The sequence below is a fragment of the Mycobacterium sp. 050272 genome, assembly GCF_039023525.1.
Classification (GTDB): domain Bacteria; phylum Actinomycetota; class Actinomycetes; order Mycobacteriales; family Mycobacteriaceae; genus Mycobacterium.
This window is the reverse complement of the sequence record NZ_JBCHKV010000022.1, coordinates 51,837-69,822: the sequence shown is the minus strand read 5'-3', so window position 1 is coordinate 69,822 and position 17,986 is coordinate 51,837. Positions and strand designations below refer to the sequence as shown.

At 65.4% G+C, this 17,986-nt stretch carries 14 protein-coding genes; 1 reads left to right on the top strand and 13 read right to left on the bottom strand.

Annotated elements, in window-relative coordinates; all coding sequences use genetic code 11:
• Positions 1 to 19 precede the first annotated feature (19 nt).
• The 7 genes from AAHS21_RS28375 to AAHS21_RS28345 are packed head-to-tail and all read right to left on the bottom strand — an operon-like array spanning position 20 to position 7,725.
• The gene (locus AAHS21_RS28375; protein ID WP_330981193.1) at positions 20 to 2,038 is read right to left on the bottom strand and encodes a hypothetical protein; all 2,019 of its coding nucleotides are present in this window, start codon (positions 2,036 to 2,038) and stop codon (positions 20 to 22) included.
• Complete coding sequence (locus AAHS21_RS28370) at positions 2,032 to 4,632, bottom strand: ATP-binding protein (protein ID WP_330981192.1); 2,601 nt, start codon at positions 4,630 to 4,632, stop codon at positions 2,032 to 2,034. Before AAHS21_RS28370 ends, AAHS21_RS28375 begins: the two co-directional genes overlap by 7 nt.
• Positions 4,629 to 4,994: a hypothetical protein gene (locus AAHS21_RS28365; RefSeq protein WP_330981191.1), complete on the bottom strand. Its 366-nt coding sequence runs from the start codon at positions 4,992 to 4,994 to the stop codon at positions 4,629 to 4,631. The genes AAHS21_RS28370 and AAHS21_RS28365 overlap by 4 nt, the downstream gene beginning before the upstream one ends.
• Positions 4,994 to 5,287, bottom strand: coding sequence for a hypothetical protein (locus tag AAHS21_RS28360; protein ID WP_330981190.1), 294 nt, complete (start codon positions 5,285 to 5,287; stop codon positions 4,994 to 4,996). The genes AAHS21_RS28365 and AAHS21_RS28360 overlap by 1 nt, the downstream gene beginning before the upstream one ends.
• A gap of 18 nt (positions 5,288 to 5,305) precedes the next feature.
• Positions 5,306 to 6,253: a conjugal transfer protein gene (locus AAHS21_RS28355; protein WP_342930784.1), complete on the bottom strand. Its 948-nt coding sequence runs from the start codon at positions 6,251 to 6,253 to the stop codon at positions 5,306 to 5,308.
• Between the two features lie 13 nt (positions 6,254 to 6,266).
• Complete coding sequence (locus tag AAHS21_RS28350; protein ID WP_330981188.1) at positions 6,267 to 7,382, bottom strand: hypothetical protein; 1,116 nt, start codon at positions 7,380 to 7,382, stop codon at positions 6,267 to 6,269.
• Complete coding sequence (locus tag AAHS21_RS28345) at positions 7,375 to 7,725, bottom strand: hypothetical protein (RefSeq protein ID WP_330981187.1); 351 nt, start codon at positions 7,723 to 7,725, stop codon at positions 7,375 to 7,377. The genes AAHS21_RS28350 and AAHS21_RS28345 overlap by 8 nt, the downstream gene beginning before the upstream one ends.
• Positions 7,726 to 7,814: 89 nt before the next feature.
• Between AAHS21_RS28345 and AAHS21_RS28340 the strand changes: the two genes are divergently transcribed.
• A complete protein-coding gene (locus AAHS21_RS28340) occupies positions 7,815 to 8,312 on the top strand; it encodes a hypothetical protein (RefSeq protein ID WP_330981186.1) in 498 nt (165 codons plus the stop codon).
• A gap of 8 nt (positions 8,313 to 8,320) precedes the next feature.
• Here the strand turns inward: AAHS21_RS28340 and AAHS21_RS28335 are convergent, their stop codons facing one another.
• The 6 genes from AAHS21_RS28335 to AAHS21_RS28310 all read right to left on the bottom strand — a co-directional run bounded on the left by AAHS21_RS28335 (position 8,321) and on the right by AAHS21_RS28310 (position 17,957).
• The gene (locus tag AAHS21_RS28335) at positions 8,321 to 8,992 is read right to left on the bottom strand and encodes a hypothetical protein (protein WP_330981185.1); all 672 of its coding nucleotides are present in this window, start codon (positions 8,990 to 8,992) and stop codon (positions 8,321 to 8,323) included.
• Positions 8,993 to 9,495: 503 nt separating this feature from the next.
• The gene (locus tag AAHS21_RS28330) at positions 9,496 to 10,866 is read right to left on the bottom strand and encodes a TraM recognition domain-containing protein (RefSeq protein ID WP_330981184.1); all 1,371 of its coding nucleotides are present in this window, start codon (positions 10,864 to 10,866) and stop codon (positions 9,496 to 9,498) included.
• Between the two features lie 594 nt (positions 10,867 to 11,460).
• The gene (gene eccE, locus AAHS21_RS28325) at positions 11,461 to 13,209 is read right to left on the bottom strand and encodes a type VII secretion protein EccE (protein WP_330981183.1); all 1,749 of its coding nucleotides are present in this window, start codon (positions 13,207 to 13,209) and stop codon (positions 11,461 to 11,463) included.
• Positions 13,206 to 14,831, bottom strand: a complete 1,626-nt coding sequence (gene mycP / locus AAHS21_RS28320) for a type VII secretion-associated serine protease mycosin (protein WP_330981182.1) — start codon at positions 14,829 to 14,831, stop codon at positions 13,206 to 13,208. Before mycP ends, eccE begins: the two co-directional genes overlap by 4 nt.
• Entirely contained in the window at positions 14,831 to 16,333 is a 1,503-nt protein-coding gene (gene eccD, locus AAHS21_RS28315; protein ID WP_330981181.1) for a type VII secretion integral membrane protein EccD, read from the bottom strand. The genes mycP and eccD overlap by 1 nt, the downstream gene beginning before the upstream one ends.
• A complete protein-coding gene (locus tag AAHS21_RS28310) occupies positions 16,314 to 17,957 on the bottom strand; it encodes a MinD/ParA family protein (RefSeq protein WP_330981180.1) in 1,644 nt (547 codons plus the stop codon). Before AAHS21_RS28310 ends, eccD begins: the two co-directional genes overlap by 20 nt.
• Between the last annotated feature and the right edge of the window lie 29 nt (positions 17,958 to 17,986).

The window sequence follows — 17,986 nt, the reverse complement described above, 5'->3', positions numbered from 1 at the left end:
CTCCCCTTGCGTTGCTCCGTTAGTGGCCCGAGATCGGGGCGACCGAGGGCTCGTCTTCTGGTGGTGGCGGCCCGGCGGCATCCTCAGGTGGGGGCGCCGGCGGAAGCGGCACATCAGCGGAGGTGTGATCGGCATATGCCGACAGCGGTGGCGGGCTGTCCCATCCTGCGTCTGACGCGGCAGAGGAAGCCGTATTGATGGGCGCGACCTCCCCGGCAGCGCCCGGCTCTGCGGTGGCCGCCCCGTTGGCGTCGAGGACTGCATGCCCGGCGGCGTTCGCCTGGCCGGCGGCCCGGCCACGCGGTTCGCGTCGGGGGCGGCGGCGCGGATCTAACCCCGTGCCCGCCTTGGCGATCAGTTGGTCGATCTCCCCGCCGGCCGTGGCCGCAGCGACGATGGGATGGGCGCCGGCGGACGCCGCCGTCGGCGCTGACGTCGCGGCGCCGGCGGCTGACTGTGCGGAGTCTTCGCCGTCGCTCGGTGCGGCTGCGGGAACTGGGGAGAAGCCTTCTTGAGGCTGGCCCAGCACGTCTTGAGGGTTGCTGGCTGAATGCTCGTCGAGCTGCTCCCAGGGTGTTTTGCCCTTGCCGTGCAGACCTCGCATACCGCCCAACGCCGCCGACCCGGCCCCCCGCAACCCAGCGTGCATGGCCAGCCCCATTGCCACGTCGCCGGCACGGCCAAGCAGTCCGCGACCCGGGTGTTGTCCCTGCAGGTCGGCGCGGATATGGCGGAGCAGATACAGCGCCGCCATCGAACCGCCGCCCATGATCAGCACATGCGCGAACGGGTTGTTGCCGCCCAACTCGGCCGGCAAGGGGCGGGAGATGAGCCGCTCGATCGCTAGCCCCATCACGCTGACGAACGTGACGAACACCATCACTTCTATCGGATGCTTGAAAAATCGCCACACGGTGGCTTTGGCGTGTTCTTGCGCAGCCCCGGAAATGCCGCCGGCGAACACGCTGGGCAACAGCTTGGCGGTCGTGTACATCGCTTTAAGCGACACCTTGAACACCGAGGCGCCCGAGGAGATCATGAACCAGCCAAACAGGGTTGCTGTCATGACCAAGATGGCCCCGTTGAATGTGTTTGTGCCATCCAGGTTTTGGGCGTAGTGCACCGCGGCCAGATCACCGCAGCGGCCCATCGCTTTGATTGGCCCGTCAGAAATGCCTTGCTGTAGCGCGGCGGTGTACTGTGCTGCGCACCCGGGCCTTGTGTCGACGACATGGCCAAAGTTGAAGACTTCCAGTGGCTCTCGCCCGACGTGGGTGATGAGGCTTGATGTGAGGGTGTCGACTTGACCGGTGAAACCGCCGCTGCCGATCGCGCCGTTGTGGGTGACCGCTTCGGCGGTGCTAAATCCCATGCTGCGCCCGAACGCCAGCATCCCATTGGGGCCGTACATCATTCCCGCCGGGTCGGAGAACACGGTGATGGCTAAGGCCGGCATCATGATCGCCAGCAGGATCATCGTCCAGCCGCGGCCGGCTTCTCCTCGACGTATTGCCAGCACGCCGAGGAACACCCCCAGCGGCACGGTGATGGCGACCAAGCCCCACCGGGTGGTGACGGTGATGACCGCAGCGGTGATTGCTTTGGCGATTTCGCCGAACACGGTCAGCCAGTACGTCGAAATGGTCAGTTTCATCACCCACAGCGACAAGGCGATGATGCCGATGAAAGCCCCCGCTTCGGCGGTCAAGATGTTGGAGGCCGCCAAACCTGTCGACACCACTTCCAGGGCGTGCACCATCCACGGCCCCCATGACGAGGGGTCCCATGCCTGCGCGTCGGGCCCGCCCTGGGTGAGCTGATCGGGAACGCTGGCCACCGACAGGTAGAAGTCGCCGATGGGGACGCCGTAGTTATCGTGCAGGCCAGTCCAATTCAGCACCGCGGCATTGGTCGATGCACTCGCTCCCGGAGCCAGTGTGACCGCGATGGTCGCCAGCACCTGCAGGAGTGCATACACCTTGAGTGGCCGCGCCACCCGCGGATGCAGCTGCAGCCAGCAATGTGCTCGCGCTAGCACGCGCTGATCCTTTGGCGTTGTCGCTTGCGTTGTGGGTTGGTGTCATAGAGCTCGGCAAGCTCGCGGGTCGGTGCGCCGAACAACTTGACCTTGCCCCACCCGCCGAATTCGTCGAGAAACCACGCCTCGCCTTCGCGGCCGGGAATGACTTTGCCGTGGCGGCTGTCGATCGTGTCGTCGCCGTGGTTGGGCATCGCCGCGGGGCTGGTGTTGGTGACGTAGTCGCTGCGCAGCTGCGGGTGGCGATCCAGGTCGCGGTTGCACCACAGCAGTGTGTCCTCGGCGATGGCAGTTTCTTTGAAGCCCAAGCAGAGTCGTTGCTCAATGTATTCGTCTTCCAGTACTCCGAAGTCGTTTCTGGGTGACTGGCTGATCCCCATGAACAGCGTCCATGCTTTACGGCCTTGGCGGATCACGTTGTTCGCGCAGCGCTGCCCTCCGGGAGAATGTGTCCACGCCGCGCATTCTTCGACGACCAGGATGTCGGGTTGGGTGTCGCGGGAAAAGAACAGCGATTCCGCGAGGTTGGCGGCCATTCCGTAAAGGGCTTGGGCGGCACGCTGACTCGGGGTGGTTAGGTGGTGTAGGTGTGCCTGGTATTCCTCGGTGACAGTGGGCAATTTGAGGCCGCCGAAGTTCCAGATGACAAGCTGCTTGGACAAGTCCGGCAGCGGCAGGGTGTCGTCGAACATCGGCGCCAGCAGCCGCTCGGCCCGTAGGCCTTCCAACGCGATGAGTAAGTCGTCATCGATGCTGACCCGGTCTGGTCTGCTGCGGTCGGCTAGAAACCCGATCAACTGGTTGAGGCACCCGATGCCGTTGGCGTTTCGTGAGGCCGGGGCGAGCAGCCCCTTAAGCCGTGAAGCCTGAGGACTCACTGGCGGAAATCCTATTTGCGGCAGCAAATGGTCTACGGTGCGCTCTGCGGCATACTCAAACGGAAAAATGCGCAGCCCGTCCAGGCTGAATTGGGGGTTTTTGGGGTCGATGATGACCTTTTTGTTGGCGTCGAATGTGGATAATGCGGTTTGGTGTTCGCGCGCCTCGGTGGGGTCGATGAGATGTACACCGGCACCTAATTCCAGCCATGACCGGACGAGGTTCTTGGCGCACTGCGACTTTCCGCGCCCCGGGGATCCGCCGATGACTAGGTTGCCCGGATTGTCGCGCCCGGGGGCGCCGATGAGGTCGTTGAGGACGATCTCGCGCAGACCGGGGCTGGTGATGGTCTCCCCCAGCGGGACCCCGACGTTGTTGCCGAGGCTGGTGGCCAGCAGTGGCACGAGTTTCGCGAATGCGTTGGTGGTGGAAGGGTTTCGAATCTCATGCAGGCCTGCGGTGGTTTCGGTTCCCGGATTCAGGGCGCGCCACAATGTGGGTTGGCTGCCGCGTCGGCGTTTGAGCTCGAGTCGTTGGGTGCGATAGCGGCGGATCACTTCTGAGATCGCGGTGTCGGCGGCGGCGGCGTCTGCGGCGGCGGCGATCACCACGACCGCTGCGTTGACGCCTCGTTCGGCGCTGCCCTGTTTGAGTGCAGAGGCCAGCTGCCTACCGGAGACGAGTTTGCGTAGTAGCTCGTCGTCGCTGTCGGCGTGGCGGCCACGTTGGCGCGCTTGGTCTTTGATGTTGGTGATGACATTGTGTGCGGTTGCCACGGCCACCTCAGCGGTGTCGAACGTGAAATGAATCGTCCAGTCCAACGTGATGGCCGGTCCGGTCACATCATCGAGCACCTTGAAGATGGTTGAGCGCGGCCAGCGCAGGCCGGCGTCGGGCCATTTTTCCAGTCCCACGATGGCTTGATACGAGTCGGCCACACCGTCGTCCTCGTGTCGATACGTACGCAGGAATATGTCAGCCTCGGTGCGCGCGGCCCGCCATCGCCGTTGACGGAGCGCGGCAGCGGACAGGTCTTTCCAGACCGGTGTGAACGCGGATCCCGGTAGTCGGGCATCAGGGTTATAGGGTTGATTGGGGATGGGCTTCTGCCAGGTGTGGCGGCTGGCGGTGTAGTTCCAATGCCACCAGATCTGTTCGACGCTCACCGGTTTCGCGAACAGCGCCGGGGGCAGCTTGGCGATCATCGTGGCGGCCAGCTGGCGGTAGTGCGCCAGGGCGGCCGCGCTATCTTTGTCGCGGCCGATGATCGAGTCGAGGCGGCGTTGCCATCCTCCTGCCGTGGTCGACCCGGATAGGCCGTAATCCAACGGAAGGCTCAGCCAGTAGATGCGCCGCCGCGAGTTGCGGGCGTGGAGGGCTGGGGCCCAGCGCTGGCAGTGCTGCACCCAGGCTTCGGCATGTTCGGGCATGGCGGTGGCGTCAATGACGTTGTCTGGGTGCAGATCAGGGTGGGCATAGATCATGCGCCGGGTGATGTTGCGGGTTGCCACCGGCGCTGTCAGGCCGCTCAGTAGCGAGCCTGATGGCAGGGTCCGGAGCAGCTCGGCGTGCATGTCGGCGACCAAGTCCTGCGACTCTTTGGGCAAAAAGATAAACGGCAACCCCGATACCAGGTACTCGGCGTAGACCCCGCTGTGGGTGAAGCGCAGGTTGCCGACAGCCTCAATGGGGGCTTCGCTGGGTGTGACAGTCATTGCCGCGGACCGTGTTTCGGCGATCCCGGCTCGTGCGAACACATGACGTGCGGGTGTAGGTCGGCCAGCCAGAACTGCAGTCGAGTACGCAGTGAGGGCCGGCTAGCGGGTAGTTTGGACAGCGCCCAGATCGCGGCGGCGGTCAGCGCCGCGCCAACGGCACCAATGATCAAGGCGTTGCCGCTTTGAAGGTTCAGAGTCATCAGCGAGGCTGTGGCGACAAAGCCCACCAGCAGTGCTGTGGTGTCAGGAAGTCGCCATTTCTCTTTGAACGGCAGGCGGAATCCGTCTCCGGAGTCGCCGAGGTAGATCGGCAGATCGCGCTGGTCCGACCAAACCTTGGCCGGGGTTTCGTCGGCCATTACTGCCCGTACGGGTTGGGTACGTTGACGTGGTTGGTGACACCGTGGCTTTGGAACTCGTGGGTGAACAGTGCTGCGATACCCGCCGACAAGAAGATGGTCACCGATAAACCGATCACCAGGAATTGGTGGGTCATGCCGGCGCCGGCGCCTTCTTTGCCCGCTTTGCCCAACGTGGCGACGGTGCCCACCACGAGCGCGGCCGCGGCGAGCAGCCCTTCGAGCATGTAGGCCAGCGAGGTTCCGGAAGTGAAGAGCCCTGCGGCCAGAAGTTGTGCATGTGTCGCGTTCACGATGATCTCCTTGTCTAGTTAATTGTGTGTTGAGGTGGCCGGCACAGGGTTGCTGTTATTACTGAGCTGCGGTATTGAGTCTATGCTCGTGACCATCCATGTTCCGCCGTTATTTTCGACAGTCAGCGGAAATGTAAAATTGAGTGCGGCAAATTGTGAAGTTTGCGCGACGACGCGCGCTCGGACGTGAACGCGGGTCCCCGGGGCCGGCGCGTCAGGGACTTCGGTGGCGGTGTCGGCGTTCTTGATCACGGCGCTTTGATAGCCGCCGATCGGTTTGATCCACGAGTCGGCCACAACGTAGCGGTCCAGGCCGCTCGTGGCCGTCAGGTACGTGTTGATGAAGCCGCTCACCACGGGATAGACCGGGCTGCTGGGGCTCAACGGGTGGTCGTAGCCCTGTTTCACATCGGCGCCCGGGCCGGGGTTACTCATCGGCACCGGCCAGTCCATTGCGCGCGGTTGGTAGTGCCAAACCGCCACGGGCACACCATAAAACGCGCTCGCTGCTTCCGCCGACGCGTAGGAGCGTTGCTGCACGACCACGACAACCCCATACAGATCGACGTCGCCGACCGAGCCGTTGGGCACCACCGACCACACTTTGGGGGTGTTGATCACCGCTGGCGGCGGCGGAGCCGACTGCGCCGCCGCGAACGCTCTGTCGGACTCGGAAAGCGTGATGAAGCGTTGCAGCGTCGACTGTTTGGAGCTCGGCGTGGTTAACACCGCGGCAACGAAATCAGCGGCGAACTGACCCGCGGCGGCGCGCTGATTGCCGGCACGGTTGGCGATTGCGGCGACGTCGCTGCTATCAGGATGAGATGCACTGAAAAAGACCTTCAGCGAGGCGGCGAACCCGAACACCGCAAAGAGCGTCACGACCGCGATCGCGGCCTGACGAAGAAGACCGCGGCCGCGGCCGATGCGCGACTGCCAGGTCCTCGACATCGTGATGGTGCTCATGAAAGCTGGTCCTTTAGTTAGGCGAGTGGCCGAAGAACTGCAGTTGGCTCATCGCGAAGGTGGCATCGACTGGGGTGCCGGCCGTGGCGCCGCTGGCGGGATCGGCCGGCGGTGGCGACGCCGGGTCAGAACCCGGTGCACCCAGCAGGGAATCCATCAGCCCGTTGGGCGGCTGCTCGCCCGCGCCGGCGCTCGGCGCAGCCGCCGGCGAGCTTGGCAGCGGATTCGCCGGCGGACGATCGGTGTGCAGAATAATCACATCAACACGGGAGACCAGGACTCGTCTGGGCAAGGTCACCGAGACCGGGCCGTGGACGCTGTGTGTGTCGACTGGCAGTGGATCCGTGACGAGTTCATTGCCGTTGAAAAAGTTGAACTGCACGTTGGTCACGACGCGGTGCTGCATCCATTCCTCTTTGCCGCCTTGGGTTTTGGCCACCCAGCCCGGAGTCACCGACAGCGAATTGAGCATGTAGCTGCATGCCGAGTTCGGGCGCGACGGGTCGCACATGAACTGCACGTGCAGCACTTGGCCGTCGAGGCGGCTTTCCTGTGGTCCGCGGCCACACACCCACGCCGAGTCGGTTGCGGTGTCGGTCAGCGCCAGCGTTGAGCGTGCGGCGAGCTGGTCGCCCGCACCTCCGTCTGGGGTGCAACTGGTGCTCCAGGGGGTATACGGCACGGCCTGATCCTGTTGTGGCACGGCGGCACTGGTCGTCGGAGCGGCGGCGACCGCGGCGATGGTGGCGTGGTGCTGTGGCGGTGACACTGGGTCCGGGCCGCCGCCGAATCCGGCGAATGCCACCACGATCAGCACCGCCACCACCGCAGCACCGCAGCCCAGCCAGACGGCCGTTCGTTTTGCCCCGCGATTGACGTCGGGATCGGTGTGCTCGCCCACTTCGGCGGGCTCGTCGAGTTCGTGCGGCAGCGCGGTAGCGGCCTCGGCGGCTGATGCAGGGTTGGTGCCGTCGTGCTGGTCGACCGCGTCGTCCTCGACTCCAGTAGGCCCCTCGCTGTTGGCGCAGTCGGCTTGGGGCTCAACCTGATCGGTGACGGTCAGGACCGGCCCGTCATCTAAGAGCTGCGCGAGCATCCAGTCTTGGGTCGACGTTGTCCCCTCAGCCACCGCGCCTGTCCTCCATGATCACGTCACCGTCGATGACCGGGTGGCGCTGAGGTTGTCCCTGACTGTCCACCCACACGGGGACGAGCACCCAGCCCGCGGGACGGGCTTGTATCGGCTGCGGTGCGGGCGCCGGCCGGGGCACGGCGACACTCCTTGCCGGAAGCAGGGTGGCTGGCGGTGTAGCGGCTTTGCGGGCGTGGCGATCATGCAGCCGCACGGCCACGACAACGCCGAGTGCGACGATGAGTAGCGGCCAGGTCCGGGCTAACACCTCGAAGAGGGCCAGCGCGGTGGCCATCGTGGCCAGAAAACCCATGCAGAGGAACGCGATCAGTATTCTCATGAAACGACCCTAGTTATCGGATGTGACAGAAATCCGGGTCCGGAATCTGGTAGCGGATATGGGGCATTTCGTGCGGTAGGGTGCGGGATATGACCGCCCCAGCCGACGGGATCGACCGGCTCATCCACTTCGTCGAGGCCCGTCTCGCGCAGCTGAACATGTCTAAGCAGGAAGTGGCGGATCGCGGCGGCCCCGGTGTCGATACCCTCGTCAAGGCCCGCCGCCGCAAAGCCCAAAACACCCCGGCTGTCGGCACTTTGCTGCGCCTGGACGCCACCCTCGGGTGGCAACCCGGCTCTGCGGCGGTCGTGCTGCTCGGCGGCCATCCCATGAGCCTCACTCCCCGCCGTAACCGGGCCGGCCTTCGCGAAAAGAAGCACCCACTTCGGCCTGTCAGTGAAGACGAGATCACAGAACGGCTCACGGCTCAGCTCCGCGACGAACTCGACCGGCTCGAAGAGGACCATGCCGCTGTCGAGCGGCGCATCGACCTTATTCGGCGCGTCCTCATCGAACTGAACCCCGATGAGCAGTTGGGCGCCTGGCACGGCTCGACCACTTCGATCGCCGACGCCAACTCTGCGTGAATCGCTGGTCACGGGCGCGTCCTTTCGCCAGGCTCGTGCAGCGGTCGTGTGTCGACCACCCCTGGCCCGGTCATGTCGTAGGCACCCAAAATGGCCGCCGCGTCCTCGGGCGTGATCGGCTTTTTGACCGGGGTCAGCGGCCACCATTGGTCAGATCCTGCGACAGCCAGCCAGCCCTCGGCGATGCCGTAGATGCCCGCCACCGTGGGAATCATGACGAGCTGTAAACACAGCCAGGGCAGTACCGCGATTTGGCCGAATGAGCCTGCCGGGTCGTAGACGAGCTGAGAAATCACCACCGTCAGCGCGGCGAAGGCAGCCCCAGCCCACAACATCGCCGCGACCGGGAAGCCGCGCAGCGTCTGCGGGATCAGGCGGACCAGCATGGCCTTCAACACCCACCCCCCTGCCCACCCGATCGGCGCAATGACGGCTGCCGCCACTACGAAGGCCACCTCCACGCGCGCGGCCCGCGACTTGGCTGCCCGCATCCACAGTGGATCGATTCGGGTGTCGTCGTGTGGATCTGGTACCGCCGAGGTGCGAATGCGCTGCCGTTTGCGCACGATCCGCCCGAGCTGCTCGGCGCGGCAGCGCTGAATCGTCGACCACCATTGGTGGTAGGCGATCCATTCTCGCCGGACGTCATCGAAGCGGTCCGGAGGCAGGTCAACGGCCATACTTTGAGCGTAAAGCGCCCAAAGACGCTCTCCTGCGCTATTTTTTGCCGCCACTGGGCTGCCGCGGGCCCAGGATGACTCCGATCTGGGCTTCGCTGCCTGCTGTTACTGATTCACTGAGGCGGCGCTGCTGTTTAGTGCCCACAGTGTGTGACGTCCGCTGGCGGGAGTGCGCGCGGCCCGCGTGACTTCTCCGCGACAGCACAAGCAGGTTGTGGTACACGCCTCAGCCGGCGGGCCACTTGTCAGCGCCACGCCCGCCAGCCCCCGTGGTCGGAGACGGCGCCAACGCTCACCGCCGCACAGGGCCCTGACATATCGCCAAGCTCTGACCTACGGCAATCCGACCCGTCGCGCGTCGTGTCGTCGGCGACTAGCCTCAAATGCGTGTCGTTTCGGCGGCCTCGGCGGCCGTGTCTTCGTCAAGACTATTCACGTCCAAAGACTCCATTTTTTGAGATGGCAAGTTTCATTGGCACCAAAGTAGCACTGTAACAACGTGTTTAAGATGCTACACGCCGCCGGCGAGCGGCGCGCAGCTCGTCGAGGTATGTGATGAACTCGTCCCAATCGATCAGCTCTACCATCTCGCCTGGCGCGCCCCTGGGGATCAGCCGGGCCTCCCCGATGTTGCGGGGCAGCAACTCCGCTGGCTCCAAGGCATTCCCGAAGTGGCGGCTGGTGCTTTTGTTATCCGAGTTGTGATCGTAGCTTTGGTGGCTGCGTGTTGCTTTGCCTGACCAGAATGCGGCCGATTCCATGATATCGCGCTCGTGGGAGCCGTACATGATCATCGCCGCGGGAGTGACATCTCGGATGGCCTTGCCTTGCAACGGGCCATAAATGGCATCGAGTTGCGAACCGGCCTGCGCCGCAAAGCAAATAGAACATCCGAGCCCACGCGATTCGGCCAAATACTGGGGAAGCCGAGGAATCGGAGTGTTGGTGATCTCGTCGAGGAACAGCCCGATGCGGTGAAATTCCTCCCACTGCGCCACTTTCATACGTTGCCGATTGATCAGCTGATCCATCAACACAATTGCTTGCGCAGCGACCGTTCCATCAGCAGGGGTCAGGAGGAACAGCGTGGCGTCTGCGCCGTCGAAGAACGACAAGTCCAGCGACGGGAACTTGCGGTCGCGTTTGGTTGTAAGCAGCCAGGCGGTGAGAACTTTGGTCACGGTCATTTTCACCGAATCGCGTTGCTTAGGTTCCATTTCCAGCACGGCGCGCACTCGCGCCTCGAACAGCGGGTCAGCCGTCCACGCGGCGGCGCTGGCCCATCCGGGTTTCCATGACGTTTGGTAAGCGTCGTGACGATGGCCGACTTCGACGTTTTCTGAGGCTTCAAGGGTCCACTCCATCCCCTGCCCGGTGCCCTCTGGGCTGGCCGCGTACAGCAGGCACACCAGCGGTGCAAGCGCTAGCTGATCCCACGGCCCAGGATCGGAGCCCTGGCGAAATGCGCTGCCGGACAGGGCAATTGCTGATGTGCTCAGCAGGCTTTGGGCTGTTGCTATAGCGTCGTTGAGGCTGGTGATCAGCGCTGTGGGGTCAAAGCGGTACGAGACATAGTCTTTGGGATAGTAGGGCGCAGTGATCGGGCGCAGGTCCAACAGCGCTGTAGGGCCGTAGCGGCGCGACGCCACCATTTGCATCAGGTCGTCTTTACTGGATGACACAAACGCGGGGCCGGGCCACAGCACCGCGGACTGGGCCAGCCAGCGGCGTGTTTTGCCGGTTCCCGGCGGCGCGAACCCACCGACGTGGGGCGCCGTTTCCAAGGGAACCAGCCGCCCGTGACCGTCTCGCGTCCATCCGGCGAAAGGGGTTACCGGTGGCCGAAATCCGTCAGTGCTGTTCGCAATTGCCATTCATCAACGGTAAGGCCGCCGCAGTGGCGTTGACTGCACAAAATTCGTTGCAAGTGGCGGCCTCGGAATCTTCCGCGCGCCGAAACACGTCTCACACAGACCGTCACTAACATCGGTTCGGCAGCTCGGGCACCGAATCACACACTGCGCGCAGTAATCCTTGCCATCCCAGGCCGCCGGCCCACTGCTGTCAGGCTCTACGACGTTGAGCCAGCCGCGAACTCTCGCATCGGCGACGTCGGTGAGCACAAAGCAACGCGCGCAGGACAGCATTTCGATCGGGTCCCGTTGCGCCTCAGTCTGATTGGTCTCAGACGGAGGGTGTAGATCCTCGGAAATCGTGATGGCCGCGCGGATTTGGTCGAGTGTGTAGAGCCAACCCACTGGTTCAACCCAAGTCCGGGGCACCAGCTGCATGATCACCGGCCCTGGCAGGCCGCAGGCCTGGCTGACTTCTTTGATGGTGAACAGGCCACTCGAATCCGCCGAGTGGTAGCGCCGGGTTCCATCAAGTGCGATCACGGTGTTCTGCGCAGCCATGATTTAAGGTTAAATCCTCGACACCCCGTGGCCGTCCGCTATTTTCACGGGTCTTTAGGCGCTGCCGGTCCACGTTTGTTCTTGACGGAACACCACCATGGATAGGTCGACAGTTCGTGCGGCGGTCGTGATGCGCACGGTCGACTCCGAGGTCTGCTCAAACCTAATATCGGGCACCATGGCGTCGGTTGGGCTGTGGCCCACAGTGATCACTGTTGAGGACAGCCCGGCCTGCGGCGCGATGGTAGCCCGATCGTTGACGATCACCGTTGGTACGAACTCGGCGGCCCGGCGTGCTTCGACCACTGCGATGTTGGTTTGCGATACCGAATACCAGCGCCGCGGCTCGCGAGAGTAGATGGCGACACGTTCGCCCGCCGCGGCGGCCCGGATCAGCAGCTGGCGTACATAGAAATCCGAGGTGTCCATGACAATGCGGGTCGGTTGCGCCGCGTCGGTCAACGGCCACATCACCAAGTCGTCGCGCTGGATCGGCGGCCACGCCGACTTGTCGTCACGAAGCGCCGCTCCGACCAGGATGCCGGTCGGACCGACTGGGACCTGCACCTCGTCGACGGCAGTCAACGGCCGAGCCGGCAAATGCAGCGCGGGTTGGGTTGTCGGCGCGGCTCGCAGTGCAGCGTTGTACTGGCTGCCCGGCAACGTGTTGAGGAACAACGTGGGGGGCTGCTCTGGTGGGCGAGGGTCGTTGGTACGCACCAGCGCCGACACCGTCACCGGGCCGGCGGGGACTTTGCGCAGCATCAGCACATGCACGATGTGGTCGCTCCGCAGTGACCACATCTGGTTGAACGATTCGGTCGTGATGTCTTCGGGCGAAAAGTAATACGAGGTCACATAACCGGGTTTGGCGTTGATGGTTTTCCACCCGACGTCGGCTTTGGGGCGTGTCCGTTGCGCAGCGGTCAGCGGTGCGGACGCGGCACCCGCGGCACGTTGATGGCGGCCGCCCGAGCCGATCAGCTCGAGCTGGTCGGCACCCTCACCGGCCGCGGCGGTATCGAGGTCCTCGACCTCGTCGATGACCGGCGGGCGGGGCGGCGCACAAGCTAGGCCCATGCTGAGGTCCTCGAGCATCGTGTCTTGTTCTTCGGCGTTGAGAACGCGGGCCCGGCAGCCTTGCTGCTCAAGGGCTTTGACGATGCGCTCGGTCGCCGCGGCTGCCGCAGAACCGATCGAGCGGCGGTACATCAGGCCGCGGACCGATTCGTTGATGTCGAGGCGCACGATCAAATGAGTGGTGCGTTGCCCGGCTGCGCCCCGATCCGCCAATAATGTGCCGTAAAGCTGCGGGTACCCGGTGCCCGGGCGGACCCGATACCCTGCGGTCGCGACGTCGATACCCAGGTGCAGACCGCCGGGTTGTTCCATCAGACCGATCACCACGTCGAGCGGCAGCAGATTGTCGGTCAACGCCAGCGTCGAACCCCGCAGGTATGTCGGTGAATACGGTCGGCCGTCGACTTCGATCATCGCGACGGCCTCATTGTCGGCGGTGCGCACTCCGTACACGTTGCCGCCGTGGCTGATGTCCACCGCAGCGCCCACGGCGGTGGTGTGCCGGCGAGCGCGCATCCAGCGTGACCGGTCCAGCACCCAGGCTGCGGCGTTGCGCCGGTGCACCGTGACGACCAGCAGCACCACCGCGGCCAGGGTGATCCCTGTTGCGGGCCACCACCCGAAAAGCCACGTCGGCAGTGCGGCGAACGCGCCGATTCCGATCACCTCGGCGCCGACGACAGCGCCCAAGGCGGGACGGATGGTGACCGGGCGCGCTTTCACGACATTCTCCGTTTGATGGCCATTACACCAAAGAGCGCGCCGGCGGCCAGGACCACGACGCCCAGGCCCAGCAGGGCTACGTTGCGTGGCCGCAGATCGGGGGTCGGCGGCTTGGGTGGCACATGCAGAGCCGTGCTGAGGTGCTCGACAGGCTTGGGGTCACCCGGGGTGATATCGAAGGTCAGGGCGGCCACGGGGTCCACCACCCCGTGCCCGACCTGATTATCGACGGTGTGGGCGGGATTGTGGGCGGTCTCCATGATGCGCCGAATCACCTGGTGTGCACTTAGATCCGGGTATTTGGCGCGCACCAGGGCAGCGACACCGGCCACGTACGCCGCCGAAAAGCTGGTGCCCCACACTCCGTTTCCGGTGCCAGGGTCGGTGCCGGGTGAGGCGTTGACCGCCGCACCGTTGACACTCGAGAGCCCCATGATGCGCGATCCGGGCGCGGCGACCCCCACCCAAGGACCGTTGATGGAATCGGGCATCGGCTGGCCTTCCGGGGTCACCGCTGCCACAGCGAGCACGTAATCGGAGAACCAGGCCGGGCTCACAATGGTGCGCACCCCGGCCCAGTCTCGTGGGTCATCGACGTTGAGCGGGTTAAAAACCGGGTTCTGGCCGCAGTCGTGCTGCATGGGGTCATTGCGGTTGCCGGCCGCGGCCACGATCACCGCGTCCTTGTCCACCGCGGCGTAGCGCACCGCCGCCCCGAGCGCGTCTTGATTGACCGGTGCCGCAGCGTTGGTGCACGACGCCAGCGACACGTTGATCACCCTCGCGCCGCGGTCGGCCGCGGTGCGGATCGCTTTGGCCAATGACAGGACATCACCGGCTTTGCGGTGCAGGTCTTGTTCTTCGGGGGTCGGATGGGCCGGAGAGAACGCGGCGGAGGCTTGCCTGATTGAGATCAGCGTGGCGTCAGGCGCCACACCGACCACCCCGTCAGGTCCCGTCGGCGGGGGTCCAGCCACCAGCGGTTGCCCCGTGTTGGAGCCTCCCGCACCGTCGGCGGGAGCATCGCCTCCCGGCGGGGGTGGCGGCGGTGGGGGCGCGGTCACCGTGACCGTTGAGGGCGGCGGCGCTTTGGGAGTCGGCGGCGGAGGTGCCGGATTGGCAGGCACCGGTGGCGGAGCGGCCGGTGCCCCCGCACCGGCCGGTTTCGACGCGGGCCGACTGGCGGGGTTCGACGGGGCGGCGCCGATGATGCTGGCGACGAAGGAACCGTGGTTGTCGCAGTCGGTCAGTCCACCATTGGGCAATCCCTGCACATAGTCGCCGCCAGCGAACAGCGACGGGAACCGCGGATTGGGGGTGACGCCGGTGTCGACGATGGCGACCGTCACCCCGGCGCCCGTCGAATACTGCCAGGCCTGCGTCACGTTGAGCATCGCGTTACCCGGGGCGGGCTGGGCGACGTTCGGATCGGCAATTACGACGGGCAGGATGCACGCCTCGCTTTGCCGCATCTCTTCGGCCGGGCCCGGTGTTTCCGCCGGCGGCAACGCTCCTGGATCGATCACCGGCGGCGCCACGGCCATCGCGGCCGGCGCAGCGATCACATGGGCGGCCACCAAAGCGGCCGCACCCAATGCGGAGGCCGCGGCCTTGACACGCATCAGTGATACCTCACGAATTGAATGAGATCGATCGTCCACGCGGCGAAGACCACCACCACAGTGGTAGCGAGGTATTCGGCGTACTCGACGACCTCGCGGACCGGCTCAGAAAACATGTGGGTGGGCACGATCGCCCCAGCGAGCAGCGCAGCCAGCGCAATGCCCACCACGGCCGCCGCGCACGCCAACACCGCACCGGTCGCGCCGGCGTTGGCCGCAAATCCGTAATGGGCGGGGATGGCAAACAGCGACAACGCCGCACCGACAACCAGCGTGATGGCGTGGCGGCGGTCCCGAAAGGCGCGCGCCCGCAACACCGCAATCAGCGCAATGCACGCGCTGACCACAACAAAGGTCCACTGCGTTCCCACGCCCGGCTGGACCGCGAACCACGACGCGGCCACCTGTGTCGCCGCCGTGCCCAGTAACAGGCCCATCAACACGCGGTTAGACCGCAAGGCAACCTCGCCCACCTGTTCACCGGTCAACGTAATATCGCGCGGGCTGTCAGCGACCGGGGAAATGGTGTCCTCAGGATCGCTGGGTGAGCGTTCATACATGTCTTTGCCGGTGATTGATTCGAAGCTTTGGCGCGGCACGCGCGCCAAACGGCGCCCGATCCCCGGGGCGGCCAGCGAGACCGTCAATACCCCCACCAACACCACGACAGCAATGCGTTGGCCCGGCACGGCGAAGAACATCCGTGCCGCCGCACTGCCGAGCCCGGCCACCGAGACCGTCACCACGGCGGTCGCGGCCACCCAGTAGCGACCAGTGAGCTTGCCCAAGGCCGCGGCCGCGATCAGCGCGACACCTGCTGCCAGCACGGCGTGGGGCGCGCCGGGATGCGCGCCGGGCGGGGTGGTCGCGCCGGCGGCGACCAGCGCCACGATCACCGCCCAGGTTGTCGCGCCGGCAATGAACCGGTCCGCGCCCATGCGCGTAGCCAGCAGCGCGGCACCGGCCAAGACCAGTGCGGTGGCTCCGAAAATCGTCGGCACCAGCCATCCACCCGCACTCGCCCAGCGCAGCCGCCACACCAGCAGCGCAGCCACACTCAACGCGACCAGGGTCAGCGCAACGGCCACCCGGGCAGCATCCAGCGCGGTCACCGCCGGGAAATGCTGTTTGGCCCACTTCGCGATCGCCGCGCTGACGTTTTCGATGTTGGGTTCGTAGCGCTGGGCTGTCGCCGCGGGCACAAACGCGAGGAGCTCCGCGTCATGGACCCCCTGGGCTGCCAGGGACAGCTTCCCCGACAGCATCGTCATGCCGGCCGCGCGGGCGAACACGAACGCGCCGCCGGGCAGCTCTTTGGCCCCGACCGATTTGAGCCGCCGGTTAATGGTGTCGCGGGTGGGCTCGACGAGCTTGGCCAGCGGCACCGCCGCAGGAAGCAGCAAATCGATCTGGGTGTCCCCCACCAGTAGCGACACCCGGCTCGACGGAGGGATCAGCGTCTCGGCCGCAGTGGCCGCGGACTTATCGGCGGTGGCGGTCATGGATTCCCCTCGGGCCGTCGGTGGTGGCGGCGAAGTGCTCGGCGCACGCCGCGGCCACTTTCAGCAGCGCGCGGTGGGTGCTGCGGTTGATGTCTCCCTTGAGATCGATCACCCCACCCGGGCGCAGGTGCTCGTCGTAGGGCATCTCGATCACCTTGTGGCCCCCCTGGCTGAACCGTTCGACCAGCAGCGCGCGATCACGCTTTGGGGAGTGACCGTCGGAGTCGTTGAGCACCACCACGGTTCGGTTGAGCAGGCTGGTGTAGCCGTCGTTGGCCAGGTACTCCAAGGTCTGCCCGGCCGCGGACGCGCCGTCGTACCACGGCGAGGACACCACGATCAGCGCGTCGAGGTCGTTGAGGACCGCGCGGGTTACCGGGGAATCCAGGGTCGATCCGCAGTCGACGATGGACAACGTGAAATGCCTGTCGAGCTGAAACGTCGCTGCCTGGTAGACCGCCTGGTCAAGGATTCGGCGCCGTGCCGTCGCCGACTCTCCGCCAAGGACATACAAACCTGCTGCGTTGCTGCCCAATCGGCCGCGAATGTCAGCGAAGGTATCCAGGTGTTGGTCGGCGGCTAACTCCCAGTAGGAGCCCGAGGCTGAGGGGTCGATCCGGCTGGCGAGCTTGCCGAAGGCCGTGTCTGCGTCGACGGCGACAACCCGGTCGTCTTTACGCAGCGCGGCGAAAACCGACCCGACACTAGCCGAAACGGTGCTCTTGCCAACCCCGCCCTTGCCGAGCACACCGATTTTGTATTTGCCGCGCAGCAGCGACTGAATCTGTGTTTCCAGCTCGTCTTGCTCACGCTCGTCTCTGGATCGACCGAGATTAATCAGCTTGAAGGTGGCCCGATAGAGAGCTTTGCGCCAGCCTCGCGTCGGCGGGGTGCGTTTGATCGGCACCAACTCACTGCTGCGGATGTTGTCCACATAGTTGTACTTCGTGCCGGATCCCTGAGCCTGCGACCAGGAGTAGGTCTCCTCTGGCGTTTCGGTTTCGCCTTGGCCAGAAGGCGGCTGCCATTGCGGGTGGGGCGCGTTGTCACCCGGGCGGGCCGGCGCCGGCGGCAGTTCACCCTGTGGGCGCGGCGCGCCGTAGGGCTGCAACTGTCCGGACGGGGCCGCGCCGGGTGGCTGCCCATAACGATCGCCGCCGGCCCGCCAATTGTTTGGGCCCGCTGGCGGGGGCGCCGCGGCTGGCCACGCGCCGCGGCGGCGCTGCAGCGCCTCCCACGCGGCAGTCTTCGACAGGTCGACCACCGATGTCACTTCCTCGTCAGGCCGCGGAAAGTCCTGTGCTGCCGGCGACGGCCACATCGGCCTCGGTGCCCCGCCGGCAGGGTCGACACGGTGTGCACCCGGTGGAACCGATGAGGCGCCGCCGGGGTTGGTGGGGTCCTCGGGGTGGCCCACATGGGGGCGGTCCGGCCAATCGAAGCGGGAGTGCGCAGCGGTCTGCGCTGAGGCGCCCAACCCGGCAGGCGGTTCGTCAAGCGCTGGAGCAGGATCGTCGCGATGCGCAGCGCTGTCCGGGTCTTCTGCGGCGCTGCCCGAAGTGTCTGTGGGGGGGTGCGGCCGCGGCGCGTTCTCGTCGATTTCGGGGTCTGGACGCTCGGTCATATTGTTGATCCTATCAGCGGCAATGCACG